Genomic DNA, 14,120 nt, shown 5'->3' with positions numbered 1-14,120 from the left:
CGTCAGCTCTCCTCGGATCGCGATACCGGTGTGAGGTCGGGTTCTGCGGGCGGCGCGGACCAGTGCACCTCGGTGATCCGCAGTTCGCGGCCCGAGAGCAGTTCGCCGGCGCCCCCGCGGCAGGCCGCGCAGATCATGTCCGGCGGCATCCCCGTGTCCCAGACGCGCCCGCACGGTGCGCAGGAGGCCCGGCCGGGCACGAAGCGGGTGACGAGCTCGGCGCCCTCCAGTAGCGTTCCGCCGCAGGCGAGTTCGAAGCAGAAGGCGAGGGAGTCGGGGACGACGCCTGCCAGTTCGCCGATCTCGACGGCGACCCGGCGCACCCCGTGCGCACCGCCGGACCGTGCCGCCTGCTCGACCTGGTCCACGACGGACAGGGCGACGGACATCTCGTGCATCGCCGCTCCGTCCTGGGCCGGGGGTGGGGTCCGCTGCCCATTACAGGCACGGCCGGTGCGGCCGGCGGCCCGGCGCGCCGGGACCGTAGCCCGTTCGGCGGGCGTCACATACTGCGGATGCGCAGGTAACGCCGTACGTCCGGCCAGAGGTTCACGGCGATCGTCGCCACCGCGGACAGGGTGAGGACGGCGGCGACACCGCCGACGAGGCGTTTGCTCATGGTGCTCTCCGAAGGGATGGAAGGGGGGTTTCGTCGTCGGTCGGTTCGCCGATCAGTCCGGCGACCAGACGCACCGCCTCGGGCACCGCGGCGGCGACGCGCGGGCTGAGACCGATGCCCTCCTCGACGGTGGCGGGCTCGCAGCCCACGACCAGCGTGCGCCGGGGCGGCACCGCGCCGGTGCCCGCGCACAGGGTGTCGAGCAGGGCGAACACGGCGTCGGGCGACATGCGATGGCCGTCCAGGGGGACACCCTCCGGTGACGGCCGGCCGCCGGGCTCCGCCGCGTCGATCACGTACAGGGTGCCCGGCTCCCCGCCCCGTGCCGTCGCGTCGAGCACGACGAGCGTGTCGTACCCGTCGAGCAGCCGGTAGGCCAGGTGGACGCCGCGGATGCCGATGTCGGCGACCTCGACGCCCTCCGGCAGCGGCCGTCCGGCCAGAGCGCGGGCGGCCTCGACGCCGAAGCCGTCGTCGCCGAGGAAGACGTTGCCGACCCCGGCGACCAGGGTGCGCGGGCGTGCGGCGGTGGCGGTCACGGTGCCTCCACGTCGATCTCGTCGGGCTGGAAGTAGAGGTACCGGCCCTGCTCACGACGGATGTCGGCGCCCGGATCGTCCTCGACGGTGACCGCGATGTGCACGCCCCCGTCGACGTCGTGGAGGACCGCCTCGACCAGGGCGCGCCGGCCGGTGAGGAACAGGTCCTGGGCGTCGGTGTGCCGCAGCCGGGGCCGCAGCACGACCCGGCTGCCCGCCCGCACCTCCCGTCCGTCGACCAGCACATGGTCGTGGGCCGGGTCCACCGAGGCGTCCGCGCCCGGATCCCACCAGGGGGTGTCCGGCCGGACGAGGCCGCCCTCCGGGCCGCCGAACACCGGCGGCGCGGGTGCGGTGACCTCGCGCAGACCCCGGACCGCCCCGTGCAGCCGCTCCAGCACCTGGGCCGGCATCGAGTCGGTGAGCTCGATCACCGCCGCCGCCCGGTCGTCCGTACCCCTCGCCTCACGCTTCTCCTCGTCGGTGAGGGCCGCCGTGCGCAGGGCGAGGATCTCGTCGATCTCCGTGGCGTCGTACAGGGCGCCCGGACTCTCCGGGGCGATGGCCGGGTGGTCCTCCAGGATGATCGGGGAGGAGAACACCAGGTCACGGGAGTCCGGTTCACCGGCCAGCACGGGCCAGGTGTGCAGATTGCGGCAGGCCGCGGCGGCCCCCTTCGCCCATTCCGGAGGGTCCGTCAGGGACAGGAACCGCCCCGCGTCCAGGTGCAGCAGCGTGTGCGTGGCGACCAGGGAACGGGACAGCGCCGCGTCACGGCCGGCGCCCTCCTCGGGCAGCCACCCGCCGGTGTTCTCCACGACCACGCCCAGCCGCTGCGTGGCGTACGGGCCGTCCAGCGGGCTCGCCGACAGGCGCAGTACGCCCTCCACCGCCTCGTGGCGCCGGACCAGCCGCCCCACGACCGTCCCGTCCGCGTCCGTGACCGGTTCGGTCTCCTCGCCCGCCGGCCGGCCGAAGGGGACGACGGTCCCGGAGTCCGCCAGCTCCTCGACGGGAACGGTGAGACGGACCCGCTCCTCCCGGCCCTCGTCCCACGGCACGATCACCCGGTCCGCCAGGCGCAGTTCGCCGACGGTCTCGAAACCGCCGTCCGGCAGCACCCGCTGCACCGTGCGCCGCCGGGCGTGCAGGAAGCGCACCTCGACCGAGAGGGTGGCGCCCCGCCGGGGCTCCATCAGCAGCTCGGTGTGCTGGAAGTCGTGCTCGGCGGACGTCGCCGTCCAGGACGGGGGCACCAGCACCCCGAACTGCCAGCGCAGCCTGTTCTTGGCGGCCGACGCACGGTACGGGTAGAGCACGTACCCCTCGAACAGCACGGCGTCGGCGACATGGCGCGCCACCGCGAGGCGGGCCTCGGCCGGGGCGGTGAACGTCGTCGTGGTCATCGTGTCCTCTCACCCGCCGCTTCCAGCAGCCCCTCGACGGTCGCCTGCCACGAGGGCAGCGCCCTCCGGGACCGGTAGGCGAGCAGCGCGTCCATCGCGTCCCGGGGCAGCCGGATCCAGGCCGATCCGGGGAAGTGCCGGTCGACCATCTCCCGCCAGGTCTCCACCGGCATCCGGAACAGGGCTTCCCGGTCCCACGGGACGGGTTCGACCCGGAACCCGCCGGCGCCGGTGAAGGCGGTGCCGGAGAACAGCATCCGCAGCGGCACCTCCCCCTCCTCCAACGCGTGGAAGTAGCGGGAGCAGGCGATGTCCATGTCGTAGGTGCAGGGCACCACCAGGTCCGTCTCGGTCTCGCCGGTGAACCCCCGCACCATCACCGGGACCTGCGCGAACTCCAGCGGGTTGAGGGTGCTGCCCCAGCGGGAGCGTTCCCCGAACAGGTCGGTCAGGGCGGCGGCCTCGGTGTCGTCGTAGCCCCGGCGGGCGGGCTCGATACGGATCTGGCAGCGCAGCGCCAGCGCGTGCACCCGTGCGCCCGGGGACGCGGTGACCCGCAGCCGGAAGACCAGCGCCGGACCCGCGGCGTACGGGTCGGCGCGCACCCCGGTGCACGCGAAGCCGAACTCGGTCACGAAGGGCTCCCCGTGAAGTCGCGGGCCCGTTCGCGCACATGGCCGAAGAACTCCTCCAGATCGGCACGCGCCTGCGCGCCCCCGTCGAAGCCCTGCCATCGCAGTCGCATACGGCCCACCAGTTCGTAGCAGATGTCGATCGGCACCAGATGGCACTCCACGCGCCCCTGGTGGCGGCGCAGCAGCAGCGCCTCCACGTCGGGTTCGAGGAGCCCGGCCAGGGGGGAGGCGTCCAGCACGGACTGCCAGGTCTCCGGCTCCAGTTCGCTCTCGGTCGCGCCGGCCGGGCTCGGGTAGAGCGCGACCAGCCGGTCGAGCGCGGAGTTGCGGAAGAAGAACGCGACGCCGACGGGGATGCGCAGCCGCTCCCAGGCCGCCTCGTCGAGACCGTGCCCGGGGTCGCTGAGATAGCGGCCGGGAACCGCGCGGAACCGGCCCGTGGACGCGCCCGACGCGTCCAGGAGCCGGGCGCAGGGGTCGCAGGCGCAGGCCAGGGCCCGGTTCTCGGTGTCGACGAGATGCCGGTGGCCGGGGTCCGGCAGCGCGGCGGCACACAGCTCGCAGCGCTCCTCGCGGGGTGGCCGGGGCGCGGTGAACCGGAACAGGCCCGCACGTTCCGGGAGTTGCCGCGTGCTCATGACGTCGCGGTGGCCGGCGGACGGCCGTTCGGCCCGGACAGGGACGCGCCGGGCGGGCCCGAGCCGATCTGGAGCAGCACCGGCTCGGACGCGGTGTCCGCCTCCCACGTCACCGCCGTCACCTCGGGGGCGAAACACGTGAGCGTGTCCCGGGCCGCCTGCTCGACGGCGTCCGGGGAGCCGCCGCAGCCGCAGCCCCCCGAGCCGATGAGCCGCAGCCGCAACTCGCCCGTGGCCGGGTCGAATCCGGTGCTCTCCACGTTCTGCGGGAGGGCGTCGAGGGCGTGGGCGATACGGGCCGGCGCGTCCTCCGGGTGCAGCCCGTGCAGCACCAGCAGGCCCGCGACGAGCTCGTCACGGAGCAACGCCTCCACGGCCTCGCGGGCCGGCCGGTCCGGGCGGCGGCCGAGCAGGTCCATGACCCGCGCGAACCCGCCGCCGTAGAACTCCATGAGGACCCGCACGAGTTCCTCGGCGGTCTCGCACGCCGCGCGGTCGCCGGAGGAGGCGAGCCGGTCGAGGACCTCCTCGACCATCCGCCCGGCCGTCTCCGCGTTCGGCGTGGTCTGCGCGCCGCTCATCCGGCCAGACCGCTCAGACCGGTGGGCACGTGCATCGACTTCACCGTCCGGCCGTCGCCGACGTACATGTGCACGCCGCACGGCAGACACGGGTCGAAGCTGCGCACGGCGCGCATGATGTCGATGCCCTTGAAGTTCTCCGGGGAGTTCTCCTCGAAGATCGGCGTGTTCTGCACCGCGTCCTCGTACGGGCCGGGGGTGCCGTAGGTGTCACGGGTGGAGGCGTTCCACGGGGTCGGCGGGTACGGGTGGTAGTTGGCGATCTTCCCGTCCCGGATCACCATGTGGTGCGACAGCACACCGCGCACCGCCTCGGTGAAGCCGACGCCGATCGACTCGTCCGGCACCTCGAACCTCTCCCACGTCTGGGTGCGTCCTGCGCGCACCTCCGCGAGGCCCATCTCCGCGAAGTGCAGGGCCACGGCGGCGGAGTACGCCTGGAAGTAGGTGCGGGCGCGGTTGCGTTCCAGCGCGTTGGACCACTGCGGGATCTTCCACTCGAAGGTGGTCTCCGGCTTGGTGAGGGTGCGCGGCAGGTTGATGACGACGCTGTGCCCGGTCGCCTTCACGTACCCGATGTCGACGAGCCCGGACAGCGCGGTGGACCACAGGCGGGCGAGGGGGCCGCCGCCGGTGTCCAGCGGCAGGTGCTCCTTGCCGTCGAACCAGCGGGGGGACATCACCCAGCTGTACTTGTCGTCGAAGTTCCGCTTCTGCGGGGCGGGGACGGTGTGCTGGTTCCACGGGTGGCGCGGGTCCACCGGGTTGCCCAGCGGGTCGTGCGTGACGAACTGCTCCTTCCCCTCCCAGTCCTCGTAGTACGAGCTGCCCAGCAGGATGCGGATGCCGAGGTTGATCTCGGTGAGGTCGTTGGTGACCAGCTCGCCGTCCACGATCACGCCCGGGGTGACGAACATGCGCCGTCCCCAGTCGGTCATGTTGGCGTAGGTGAAGTCGCAGTACTCGGGGTCGTTGAACGCGCCCCAGCAGCCCAGCAGTACGCGCCGGCGGCCGACCTCCTCGTAGCCGGGCAGCGCCTCGTAGAAGAAGTCGAACAGGTCGTCGTGGAGCGGCACGACCCGCTTCATGAACTCGCAGTACCGCATGAGGCGGGTCATGTAGTCCGTGAAGAGCTGTACCGAGCCGATGGTGCCGACACCGCCCGGGTACAGCGTGGAGGGGTGCACATGGCGGCCCTCCATCAGACAGAACATCTCCCGCGTGTACCGGCTGACCTGGAGCGCCTCCCGGTAGAACTCGCCCTCCAGCGGGTTGAGCGAGCGCATGATGTCGGCGATGGTGCGGTAGCCGTGGTCGGCGGCGTGCGGCGCCTCGGTGCGCTCGGCGAGTTCGAGGACGCCCGGATTGGTCTCGCGGACCATCTTCTCGCAGTAGTCGACCCCGACCAGGTTCTCCTGGAAGATGTTGTGGTCGAACATGAACTCCGCGGCCTCGCCGCAGTTGATGATCCACTCACCGAGGTGCGGCGGCTTCACGCCGTACGCCATGTTCTGCGTGTAGACCGAGCAGGTGGCGTGGTTGTCACCGCAGATGCCGCAGATGCGGCTGGTGATGAAGTGGGCGTCGCGCGGGTCCTTGCCCCGCATGAAGAGGCTGTAGCCGCGGAAGACCGACGAGGTGCTGTAGCACTCGGCGACCCGCTTCTGCTTGAAGTCGATCTTCGTGTGGATGCCGAGGCTGCCCACGATCCGGGTGATCGGGTCCCATGCCATCTCCACCAGGCCGGTGCCGTCACCGGTCTTCGTCGAGGTCGCCATTGTGTCTGTGCTGCCCTTCGGTCGTTCGGTTCGGTGAGCGGGTCGCGGGCCGGCGTGGGGTGGTGATCACCAGGGCGGCCGGTAGCCGGTGGTGAGTTCCCGGCCGGTGTGCCGCCACTTGGGCTCCTTGTCCACCGTCCGGGCGGTGATGGTCCGCAGCTTGCGCACCACGCCTCCGTAGGCGCCGCTGACGGAGCTGGAGAACTTCGCACCGGGCGGTTCGTCCATGAACGGCATGAACTTGTCGGGGAAGCCGGGCATGGTGCAGGCGATGCAGATGCCGCCGACGTTCGGGCAGCCGCCGATGCCGTTCATCCAGCCGCGCTTGGGCACGTTGCACTTGACCACGGGCCCCCAGCAGCCGATCTTCACCAGACATGTCGGGGAGTCGTACGCCATGGCGAACTGGCCCTGCTCGTAGTAGCCGGCCCGGTCGCACCCCTCGTGCACGGTGGCCCCGAACAGCCAGGTGGGGCGCAGCTTGTCGTCCAGCGGGATCATCGGGGCGGAGCCCGCGGCCTGGTAGAGCAGGTAGGTGAGGGTCTCGGCGAAGTTGTCCGGCTGGATGGGGCAGCCGGGGACGCAGACGATCGGGATGCCGGCCGCCGACTTCCAGTCCCAGCCCAGGTAGTCGGGCACGCCCATGGCACCGGTCGGGTTCCCGGCCATGGCGTGGATGCCGCCGTAGGTCGCGCAGGTGCCGATGGCCACGACGGCGAGGGCCTTGGGGGCGAGCCGGTCGATCCACTCGCTGGTGGTGATGGGCTGGCCGGTCTCCGGGTTGTCGCCGAAGCCGCACCAGTACCCTTCCTGCTTGATCGCCTCGTTCGGCACGGACCCCTCGATGACGAGGACGAACGGATCGATCTCGCCGCGCTCGCCCTTGAAGAACCACTCGATGAACGTGTCCGCGCCGCCGACCGGACCGCACTCGAAGTCGATGAGCGGCCAGTGCACGGCGATCTTCGGCAGACCCGGCAGAGCGCCCAGGGCGATCTCCTCGATGCTGGGCTGCATCGCGGCCGTCAGGGCGACCGAGTCGCCGTCGCAACTCAGCCCGGCGTTGATCCAGAGGATGTGGATCGGCTTCTCGTCCGTGCCGATACCGCCGGACGTCTCCGCCTCGGTGTTCGTGGCCGGGGGGCTTGCGTTCATCAACGCCTCCTGGGAAGGAATGCGGCCATGCCGATGTCTCGGCCGGTGTCCTGGCTCAAGCGTCGGCCACACCGGGCGGCACCGCAGGCGGAGCCGGTGACGGCTGTTTGCGTACGAACGCCCGGCGCAGCGCGTGGTACGGAGCACCGGGGGCGAAGAAAATCCTGTGCATGTGCGCGAGTTCCCGCTCGCGCACCGCCGCCAGTGGTGTGACGGCCTCGCGGCGCTCGCTCTCGGCCTTCTTCGCGACGAGCCGCGACTGCGCCCCGGAAGAACCCGCCCAGCGCTGCGCCAGCCGGGTGACCTCGGCGGAGAAACCGGCGGGAGGGCACTCGATCACCCGGTCGGCCAGGCCGATGTCCCGCGCCTGCCCGGCGCCGACCGGAAGCGCCTCCCGGACGAGCCGCTCGGCCGTCGCGGCGCCCACCCGCCGCGGCAGGCTGTACGTCCAGTACTCGGAGCCGTACAGGCCCATGAGGCGGTAGTGCGGGTTGAGCACGGAGCCGGAGCGGCACCACACCTCGTCGGCGGCGAGCGCCAGTATGACGCCGCCGGCCGCCGCGTTGCCGCCGATCGCGGCGACGACGAGCCGGTCGGTGGTGGTCAGGACGGCCTCCACGAGGTCGTCCATGGCGTTGATGTTGGCCCAGGACTCCGCCGCCGGGTCCGGTGCCGCCTCGATGACGCCGAGGTGGATGCCGTTGGAGAAGAAGTCACGGGTGCCGCCGAGCACCAGCACCGACGTGGGCCGCTCGCAGGCCGCCCGGTACGCGGCCAGCAGCCGCCGGCAGTGGCCGGTGGACATCGCGCCGCCGGGGAAGGAGAACGACAGCGTCCCCACCGGGCCGTCCTCCCGGTACGTGATGTCCGACCAGGGCGCGCCGTCGCCGGCGGGACACAGCGGCGGCACGGACAGCTCCGGCAGCCGCGGCAGCCGCCCGGCCAGGGCGAGTACGGCGGGCAGCTTGCAGGCGCGCGGGACACCCGGTCCGGTACGCGCCCGCAGTTCGGGGATCCACACCGCGCCGTCGACGGTGGCCCGGCAGACGGCGCCCGCCCGGGTCGCCAGCAGTTCGCCGGGACGCCCGCGCAGCCGGGGCTCGGGGTGCCCGCCGTGCAGGAACCATTCCTCACCGAGCAGTCCGTCCAGGACGCCGGGCTGGGAGTCGGCGGCGCGCAGCTTGCGCAGCACCGTCGCGGTCGGATCGTCCGCCCACGCGATACGGCGGGTCTCCTGGCGCATCGGGGGCCGGGTCCGGGCGCCCGGCGCGGTGGGCATCCCGTCCTGGGCGGTGGGGGAGTGGCGGCCGGAGGCGAACCGTTCGACGGCCGTCAGTACGGCGTCGAGGGCGGCGTCGGACAGCTCGCCCCGGTACAGGTCGCTCTTGCCGGTCCGGGGCACGGGGAACCCCGCCGTGGCCCACACGGGCCCCGCGTCCATCTCCTCCTCGGCCTGGAGCACGGTGACGCCCCACTCGGCCGCGTCCTCGTGGACCGCCCAGTCCAGGGAGGACGGCCCCCGGTCGCCGACGGGGCCCGGGTGCACGATCAGACACGTCCGGGCCGTCCACACCTCGCGGGGGACGACCGTCCTCAGCAGGGGAGCCACGATCAGCTCGGGGTCGTGCCGGTCCACGGCCGCGACCACGTCCCGGCCGGCCGGCGTCACCTCGACGGCGACGGCGTGGCCGTGGCCCCGCAACTCGGCGTGGACCCGCTGCGTGAGGCTGTTGTAGGCGCTGGCGACGAGCAGGATGCGCATGGCGACGGCTCTTCCGGAGGGACGGCGGGACCGGTGCGGCCCGGCTGACTGCGATGGTCGGGCACAGCGGTCCGTGAGCGTCGACACGAATCCCGTTCCTCACCCTCGCGGGTGACACTTCCGTCCGCATGGCAGGCGGCACGACCGGACCGGGGTCACCCGATATGCCCTGAAAAGTGATGAGTGGGAGGCTTTTACTGCCGGGGCACTGGGAGACGTGCCCCCACGAGAGCGGACAGGTGGGCCGACACATGCCCGAGGATCGCAAGTCGCCGCAACCGTCACAGGGCCGCGGGGCCGGCCGTCATCAGGGGAGCGAGCACCACGGCTGGTCCCCGGACGTCGACGAGACACGACAGGAGGAGAACCCGAGCGCCCGCCGCTCCTTCCACGCGGAGGAACACGCGCCGTCGCGCGGAGCGGGCCGCAAGCACGTCGAGGAGGAGCGCACCTCCGTCCCGGGTGACGTCGCGCGCAGTGACGCGCGGCGGGGCGAGGAGTACGCGGACCGGGACGAGGAGGGCAAGCGGGGCACGGGCCGCCGAGGCCGCTCCGCACGTCCCAGCGGCACCAAGGACGAGTCCGCCTTCACCGGGGTCGACCCCGACGACTCCGACACCGGACGCCGGCCGGGCTGACGGGCGGGCGGCGTCCGGGCCGGGCCCGGACGCCGCCCGGATCAGTCGACGGGCCAGGTGTGGACCGGGGCGTTGAGGTGCATGTAGTCGATGTACTGCTGCGTCATGCGCCGCAGCGCCTCGTGCCGGCCGCAGTGCGCCGAGGCCTCGATGTGATGGAACATCTCCTTCTGCCACACCGCTCCGTTGCGGCCGGTGACACAGCGCTGCTCGATGACGCCGAGCAGCGGCTCCCGCCAGGCGTCGTCCATGCCGGAGCGCTCCAGCCCGCGGTGCGCCAGCGGCAGCAGCCGCCGCAGGACCAGCTCGGAGGCGGGCACCTCGCCCATCCCGGGCCAGTACAACCGGGCGTCGATGCCGTACCGCGCCGCCGTCCGCAGATTGTCCTCGGCGGCCGAGAAGGACATCCGTGACCACACCGGACGGTCCTCCTCCACCAGGGCGCGGGTCAGCCCGTAGTAGAAGGCGCCGTTGGCGAGGGTGTCGGCCACGGTCGGTCCTGCGGGCAGCACCCGGTTCTCCACCCGCACATGCGGTTTGTCCTGGGCGACGGCGTAGACCGGGCGGTTCCAGCGGTAGATGGTGCCGTTGTGCAGGGTCAGCTCACCGAGTTCGGGGATGTCGCCGCGCTCCAGCGTCTCCGCCGGGTTCTGCTCGTCGCACAGCGGGAGCAGGGCCGGGAAGTAGCGCAGGTTCTCCTCGAAGAGGTCGAAGACGCTGGTGATCCAGCGCTCCCCGAACCACACCCGGGGCCGTACCCCCTGCACCTTGATCTCCTGCGGGCGGGTGTCGGTGGCCTGCTCGAACAGCGGGATCCGGGTCTCGTGCCACAGCTCCTTGCCGAACAGGAAGGGGGAGTTGGCGGCGAGCGCGACCTGGACGCCGGCGATCGCCTGCGCCGCGTTCCAGTAGTCGGCGAACTGCTCCGGGGACACCTGGAGGTGGAACTGCGTACTGGTGCAGGCGGCCTCCGGAGTGATGGTGTCCGCGTAGGTCCGCAGCCGGTCGATGCCGGTCACCTCGATGTGCAGGTCCTCCCCGCGCGCCTCGAAGATCTGGTCGTTGAGCAGCCGGTAGCGCGGGTTCTCCGACAGTGCTCCCTCGCCGACGTCCTCCTGGCGCAGGGTGGGGAGGATGCCCGTCATGATCAGATGGGTGCCGATCGACCCGGCGCGCTGCTCCGCGTGGTTCAGCGCGGCGCGGATCTCGGACTCCCAGGAGTCGGGGCCGCCCGCCGTGAGCCGCCGCGGCGGGATGTTGATCTCCAGGTTGAACCGGCCCAGCTCCGTCGCCCAGGCCGGGTCCGCGATCGCCTCCAGCACATCGGTGTTGCGCATCGCGGGCTCGGCCCGGTCGTCGACCAGGTTCAGCTCGATCTCCAGCCCCACCCGGGGCCGCTCGGCCTCGAAGCGCGACTCGCGCAGCATCTGCGCGAACGTCTCCAGGCACTCCTGCATCTTGATCCGGTAGCGGCGGCGGTCCTCGCGGGTGAAGGTGAGCGCCGGGACGTCCCGTCCCATCGGTCTCCCTCCAGGGCTCTCGTCCTCGGAACCTGTCCACCCCAGACTCGCACCAGCGGACGAGTCCGACCACGCGAGCCCGGTCCGTCGCCCGAGCGGGTCCGGCGAAGTCCGTTGCGGCTCGGCAGCGCCCCGAAGGGGCGCGGGGAACTGCGCGAGCAACCACGATGCACCCGCACAGGACCATGGCAGAACACCCCCAGGGGCGCGGGGAACTGCGCGACCGGCCACGACGGCGCCGCAGACGGTCGCCGTACCCGGCGGAGCGCCTAAGGGCCCTCGGCCAGGAAGGCGGTCAGGCCGTCGAGGAGCATGGTGCTGCCCTGTTCGGCCATGTCGCGTTCCTCCGCCGTGTCGCACGTCTGGCGGAGCGTGATCCGCGTCCGGCCGCCGTCCTCGTCGAGTTCCACCGCCATCGTCGACGGCTCGGGCCTCCCGGACACGTCCATCCCCACCACCAGCAGGCGGTTCTCGGCGACCTCCAGGTAGGACCCGGTCAGCGGGAACTCATCGCCGTCCGGCGTGACCATGGTGGCCTTCCAGGCGCCGCCCGGCCGTACGTCCATCTCGACGGATCCGGGGGCGGCGTACGCCCACCGGGCGTACTGGTCGGGAGTGGTCCACGCCTGCCACACCCTGCCCACGGGGGCGTCCAGCGTGCGGGTCAGGTCGTAGGAGAAGCCGCTGTCGGTGGTGGTCTGCTCGGCGCTCATGGTGTCGTCCTCTTCCGTCCTGCGTCTCGGTGGGTGAGCCTCGCGCAGGTGTAGACGTGCGGGGGTGCGCGAAGTCATCGGCCGCCAGAGGGTGTTTTCCGTTGACAACAAATCGTTCATCCTGTGATGCTCGTTCCATGCCACAGACCACCCCCGCACAGCCCGACGACCCCTTCGTCCCGCCGAGTTCCGACGCGGCACGCGTCCAACGGGTGCACGCCTCCCTGTTCCGCATCGCCGAGCGGCACGCGGCCACGGACGCACAGCGCCGCCGCCAGATCCACCCCGGCGTGATCGGACCGCACGAGGCGGTCAGGCTCGTGGCCTTCCTGCTCAGCGGCGCCGCCCTGCCCGAGGACGGTGAACCCGAGGTGGACCACGCGGACATCACCGCCGCGCTGAGCCTCGTACCGCGTGCCCGCGCGGAGATGGACGAACTGGAGGCCGGACTCCTGGAGATGGCGCGCGGACGCGGCATGACCTGGCCGGAGATCGCCTTCGGCCTCGGCCTGGGCAGCCCGCAGGCCGCCCGGCAACGCTACGAACGCCTGGCCGGCCGCACCGACACGGGCGACCGGTAGCCGCCCGGTCAGCCGTCGCGGGCCGGCTCGCCCACGGCCCGGGCGGCCCGCCGCCAGGCGGCACTCACCGCCCGGTGCGCCGTCGCCGTCCCGGCCGCCGTGCCGGGCGGCAGGTGCACGGGACGGCCGATGTGGACATGGAGACGCGGACGGCGCAACGGGGCGGTGAGCACACCGGCCAGTTGCTTCGCGACCGGTCCGGAGGCCAGCCGCCGGGCCCCCACCTGGCCCACGGGGACGACCGGCGCGCCGGTCGCGGCCGACAGCCGCGCCGGACCCGTACGGAACGGCCGGGGCGCGGCACACCCCGCGTCCGGACGTGACGGCAGGCCGCCTTCCGCGTAGATGAGCACATGGCGTCCCGACCGCACCGCCTCCGCCGCGGCCTGAAGCGCGTCCGCCGCGCGGGCCGATCCCCGGTGCACGGGAACGTGTCCGCCCTTCGACAGGGCGCGTCCCAGTACGGGCACACGCCACAGCCCCGCCGTCGCCAGGACGACCGGTGTGACGCCCACCCCGCGCAGGGCGGCCAGCACGAGCGCCGGATCGGCCATCGAGTCGTGGTTGGCGACGAAGACACTGCCCGCCGGGAACGGCCCGTCGGTCTCACGGGTGACGGTGAGCCGCCCGAACAACGGCAGCAGGGCGGCGGCGGCACGGCTGAGCAAGGGACGTCCTTCCGGCAGACGGGGTTCTGCCGGTCAGCTTCGGGCGCGGCGGGCTCCTCGCGCCTGAGTACGCGTACTCGGACCGGCGGCGCCGCCTACTCGGTTCAGGGCCGGGGACCGGGGCTGAATCACCCCCGGGCGCCCTGGGTACCCGCCACTTCCCCGCGCGGACACGCCGCGCCGCTCCACCACGGGAGGCCGCCATGGCCGACCTCAACCCGATCGATCTGCAGAAGGCCCTCAAGGGCGCCGACTACCCCGCCGGCAAGGACGACCTCGTCTCGGTGGCGAGGAGCAACGGCGCGGACGACACCCTCGTCAAGAAGCTGGGGCAGACCGGCACCAAGCGGTTCGACGGCCCCGACGAGGTGCAGAAGGCGGTCTTCGGCAACGAATAGCGCCCTGTCCCGGGGCTGCCGTGCGGGCAGCCCCGGCCCTGCCGACAACCGAGACGAGGAACGGTACCGCGATGACCGAGTACGAACGTTCACACACGATGCCCGCATCACCCGAGCACGTCTTCGACCAGGCGGCCAACGTCGGCCAGATGGGCGACTGGCTGCCCGAGGACCTGCACGTGCACGCCGAGGAACTGCCCGCCGTCACCGTGCACGAGGACCGCTCCGACGAGGACACCTCCGCCCTGCTCCGCGCCCAGCGGGACCAGATGCGGCTCGAATGGGGCACGCGTGAGCAGGGCGGCTACACCGGCTGGCTGCAGGTCGCCGGCATCGGCAGCGGGGCCAGCGAGGTCACGGTGCACCTCTCCTTCTTCGACGACAGCCACGACCCGGGCGAGAAGGCCGTCGGCGACGCCCTGGACTCCAGCCTCCGACGCCTGGAGGAACAGGTACGGCTCCGTGTCGACAACGCCGCCGGCTGACCGT

The 14,120-nt window shown here is 72.4% G+C and carries 17 protein-coding genes; 4 read left to right on the top strand and 13 right to left on the bottom strand.

The genetic code is table 11. The annotated features are described in order from the left end of the window. Positions 1–2 precede the first annotated feature (2 nt). From ACFV5H_RS04900 to ACFV5H_RS04855, 10 genes are all read right to left on the bottom strand, one after another. Positions 3–398 carry a hydrogenase maturation nickel metallochaperone HypA gene (locus ACFV5H_RS04900; protein WP_385049636.1) on the bottom strand — a complete coding sequence of 132 codons (396 nt, stop codon included), beginning with the start codon at positions 396–398 and terminating at the stop codon, positions 3–5. Positions 399–502: 104 nt separating this feature from the next. After that, entirely contained in the window at positions 503–619 is a 117-nt protein-coding gene (locus ACFV5H_RS04895; RefSeq protein ID WP_385049638.1) for a DUF6893 family small protein, read from the bottom strand. Further along, the gene (locus ACFV5H_RS04890; RefSeq protein WP_385192852.1) at positions 616–1,158 is read right to left on the bottom strand and encodes a hydrogenase maturation protease; all 543 of its coding nucleotides are present in this window, start codon (positions 1,156–1,158) and stop codon (positions 616–618) included. Before ACFV5H_RS04890 ends, ACFV5H_RS04895 begins: the two co-directional genes overlap by 4 nt. Beyond that, positions 1,155–2,564, bottom strand: a complete 1,410-nt coding sequence (locus ACFV5H_RS04885; RefSeq protein ID WP_385192849.1) for a hypothetical protein — start codon at positions 2,562–2,564, stop codon at positions 1,155–1,157. Before ACFV5H_RS04885 ends, ACFV5H_RS04890 begins: the two co-directional genes overlap by 4 nt. Then, a complete protein-coding gene (locus ACFV5H_RS04880; RefSeq protein ID WP_385049646.1) occupies positions 2,561–3,199 on the bottom strand; it encodes a DUF6084 family protein in 639 nt (212 codons plus the stop codon). Before ACFV5H_RS04880 ends, ACFV5H_RS04885 begins: the two co-directional genes overlap by 4 nt. Then, the gene (locus ACFV5H_RS04875) at positions 3,196–3,837 is read right to left on the bottom strand and encodes a DUF5947 family protein (RefSeq protein WP_385049649.1); all 642 of its coding nucleotides are present in this window, start codon (positions 3,835–3,837) and stop codon (positions 3,196–3,198) included. The genes ACFV5H_RS04880 and ACFV5H_RS04875 overlap by 4 nt, the downstream gene beginning before the upstream one ends. Then, positions 3,834–4,418: a hypothetical protein gene (locus ACFV5H_RS04870; RefSeq protein ID WP_385049652.1), complete on the bottom strand. Its 585-nt coding sequence runs from the start codon at positions 4,416–4,418 to the stop codon at positions 3,834–3,836. The genes ACFV5H_RS04875 and ACFV5H_RS04870 overlap by 4 nt, the downstream gene beginning before the upstream one ends. Then, positions 4,415–6,196, bottom strand: coding sequence for a nickel-dependent hydrogenase large subunit (locus ACFV5H_RS04865; protein ID WP_385049655.1), 1,782 nt, complete (start codon positions 6,194–6,196; stop codon positions 4,415–4,417). The genes ACFV5H_RS04870 and ACFV5H_RS04865 overlap by 4 nt, the downstream gene beginning before the upstream one ends. Positions 6,197–6,262: 66 nt before the next feature. After that, on the bottom strand, positions 6,263–7,351 hold the full coding sequence (locus ACFV5H_RS04860; protein ID WP_385049657.1) for a hydrogenase expression protein HypE: 1,089 nt from the start codon (positions 7,349–7,351) through the stop codon (positions 6,263–6,265). Between the two features lie 55 nt (positions 7,352–7,406). After that, on the bottom strand, positions 7,407–9,113 hold the full coding sequence (locus ACFV5H_RS04855; protein ID WP_385049659.1) for a hydrogenase maturation protein: 1,707 nt from the start codon (positions 9,111–9,113) through the stop codon (positions 7,407–7,409). A gap of 251 nt (positions 9,114–9,364) precedes the next feature. On the opposite strand from ACFV5H_RS04855, the gene ACFV5H_RS04850 reads away from it, so the two are divergent. Beyond that, positions 9,365–9,751, top strand: coding sequence for a hypothetical protein (locus ACFV5H_RS04850; RefSeq protein ID WP_385049662.1), 387 nt, complete (start codon positions 9,365–9,367; stop codon positions 9,749–9,751). A gap of 41 nt (positions 9,752–9,792) precedes the next feature. Here ACFV5H_RS04850 and ACFV5H_RS04845 read toward each other — a convergent pair whose 3' ends face one another. Together ACFV5H_RS04845 and ACFV5H_RS04840 are read right to left on the bottom strand one after the other, a co-directional pair. Continuing rightward, entirely contained in the window at positions 9,793–11,271 is a 1,479-nt protein-coding gene (locus tag ACFV5H_RS04845) for a glutamate-cysteine ligase family protein (protein ID WP_385059461.1), read from the bottom strand. Between the two features lie 269 nt (positions 11,272–11,540). Continuing rightward, positions 11,541–11,984 carry an SRPBCC domain-containing protein gene (locus ACFV5H_RS04840; RefSeq protein WP_385192847.1) on the bottom strand — a complete coding sequence of 148 codons (444 nt, stop codon included), beginning with the start codon at positions 11,982–11,984 and terminating at the stop codon, positions 11,541–11,543. Between the two features lie 137 nt (positions 11,985–12,121). On the opposite strand from ACFV5H_RS04840, the gene ACFV5H_RS04835 reads away from it, so the two are divergent. After that, on the top strand, positions 12,122–12,565 hold the full coding sequence (locus ACFV5H_RS04835; RefSeq protein WP_385059456.1) for a DNA-binding protein: 444 nt from the start codon (positions 12,122–12,124) through the stop codon (positions 12,563–12,565). Positions 12,566–12,573: 8 nt separating this feature from the next. Here ACFV5H_RS04835 and ACFV5H_RS04830 read toward each other — a convergent pair whose 3' ends face one another. Beyond that, complete coding sequence (locus tag ACFV5H_RS04830; protein ID WP_385059453.1) at positions 12,574–13,233, bottom strand: lysophospholipid acyltransferase family protein; 660 nt, start codon at positions 13,231–13,233, stop codon at positions 12,574–12,576. A gap of 203 nt (positions 13,234–13,436) precedes the next feature. Here ACFV5H_RS04830 and ACFV5H_RS04825 point away from each other — a divergent pair, with 203 nt between their 5' ends. Both ACFV5H_RS04825 and ACFV5H_RS04820 read left to right on the top strand, forming a co-directional pair. Next, on the top strand, positions 13,437–13,631 hold the full coding sequence (locus ACFV5H_RS04825) for a DUF2795 domain-containing protein (protein ID WP_385059450.1): 195 nt from the start codon (positions 13,437–13,439) through the stop codon (positions 13,629–13,631). Positions 13,632–13,702: 71 nt separating this feature from the next. Next, the gene (locus ACFV5H_RS04820) at positions 13,703–14,116 is read left to right on the top strand and encodes an SRPBCC family protein (protein WP_385051067.1); all 414 of its coding nucleotides are present in this window, start codon (positions 13,703–13,705) and stop codon (positions 14,114–14,116) included. Positions 14,117–14,120 lie beyond the last annotated feature (4 nt).

The organism is Streptomyces sp. NPDC059787 (genome assembly GCF_042732315.1).
GTDB classification, from domain to species: Bacteria; Actinomycetota; Actinomycetes; order Streptomycetales; family Streptomycetaceae; genus Streptomyces; species Streptomyces atrovirens.
Note: the sequence above shows the minus strand (reverse complement) of the source record. Positions and strands in the feature narration are given on the sequence as shown.

Bases quoted from the DNA above. Each gene is read 5' to 3' on its own strand.
- ACFV5H_RS04900 (WP_385049636.1), bottom strand. From the start codon at position 398: ATGCACGAGATGTCCGTCGCCCTGTCCGTCGTGGACCAGGTCGAGCAG.
- ACFV5H_RS04895 (WP_385049638.1), bottom strand. From the start codon at position 619: ATGAGCAAACGCCTCGTCGGCGGTGTCGCCGCCGTCCTCACCCTGTCC.
- ACFV5H_RS04885 (WP_385192849.1), bottom strand. From the start codon at position 2,564: ATGACCACGACGACGTTCACCGCCCCGGCCGAGGCCCGCCTCGCGGTG.
- ACFV5H_RS04875 (WP_385049649.1), bottom strand. From the start codon at position 3,837: ATGAGCACGCGGCAACTCCCGGAACGTGCGGGCCTGTTCCGGTTCACC.
- ACFV5H_RS04870 (WP_385049652.1), bottom strand. From the start codon at position 4,418: ATGAGCGGCGCGCAGACCACGCCGAACGCGGAGACGGCCGGGCGGATG.
- ACFV5H_RS04865 (WP_385049655.1), bottom strand. From the start codon at position 6,196: ATGGCGACCTCGACGAAGACCGGTGACGGCACCGGCCTGGTGGAGATG.
- ACFV5H_RS04860 (WP_385049657.1), bottom strand. From the start codon at position 7,351: ATGAACGCAAGCCCCCCGGCCACGAACACCGAGGCGGAGACGTCCGGC.
- ACFV5H_RS04855 (WP_385049659.1), bottom strand. From the start codon at position 9,113: ATGCGCATCCTGCTCGTCGCCAGCGCCTACAACAGCCTCACGCAGCGG.
- ACFV5H_RS04850 (WP_385049662.1), top strand. From the start codon at position 9,365: ATGCCCGAGGATCGCAAGTCGCCGCAACCGTCACAGGGCCGCGGGGCC.
- ACFV5H_RS04845 (WP_385059461.1), bottom strand. From the start codon at position 11,271: ATGGGACGGGACGTCCCGGCGCTCACCTTCACCCGCGAGGACCGCCGC.
- ACFV5H_RS04840 (WP_385192847.1), bottom strand. From the start codon at position 11,984: ATGAGCGCCGAGCAGACCACCACCGACAGCGGCTTCTCCTACGACCTG.
- ACFV5H_RS04835 (WP_385059456.1), top strand. From the start codon at position 12,122: ATGCCACAGACCACCCCCGCACAGCCCGACGACCCCTTCGTCCCGCCG.
- ACFV5H_RS04825 (WP_385059450.1), top strand. From the start codon at position 13,437: ATGGCCGACCTCAACCCGATCGATCTGCAGAAGGCCCTCAAGGGCGCC.
- ACFV5H_RS04820 (WP_385051067.1), top strand. From the start codon at position 13,703: ATGACCGAGTACGAACGTTCACACACGATGCCCGCATCACCCGAGCAC.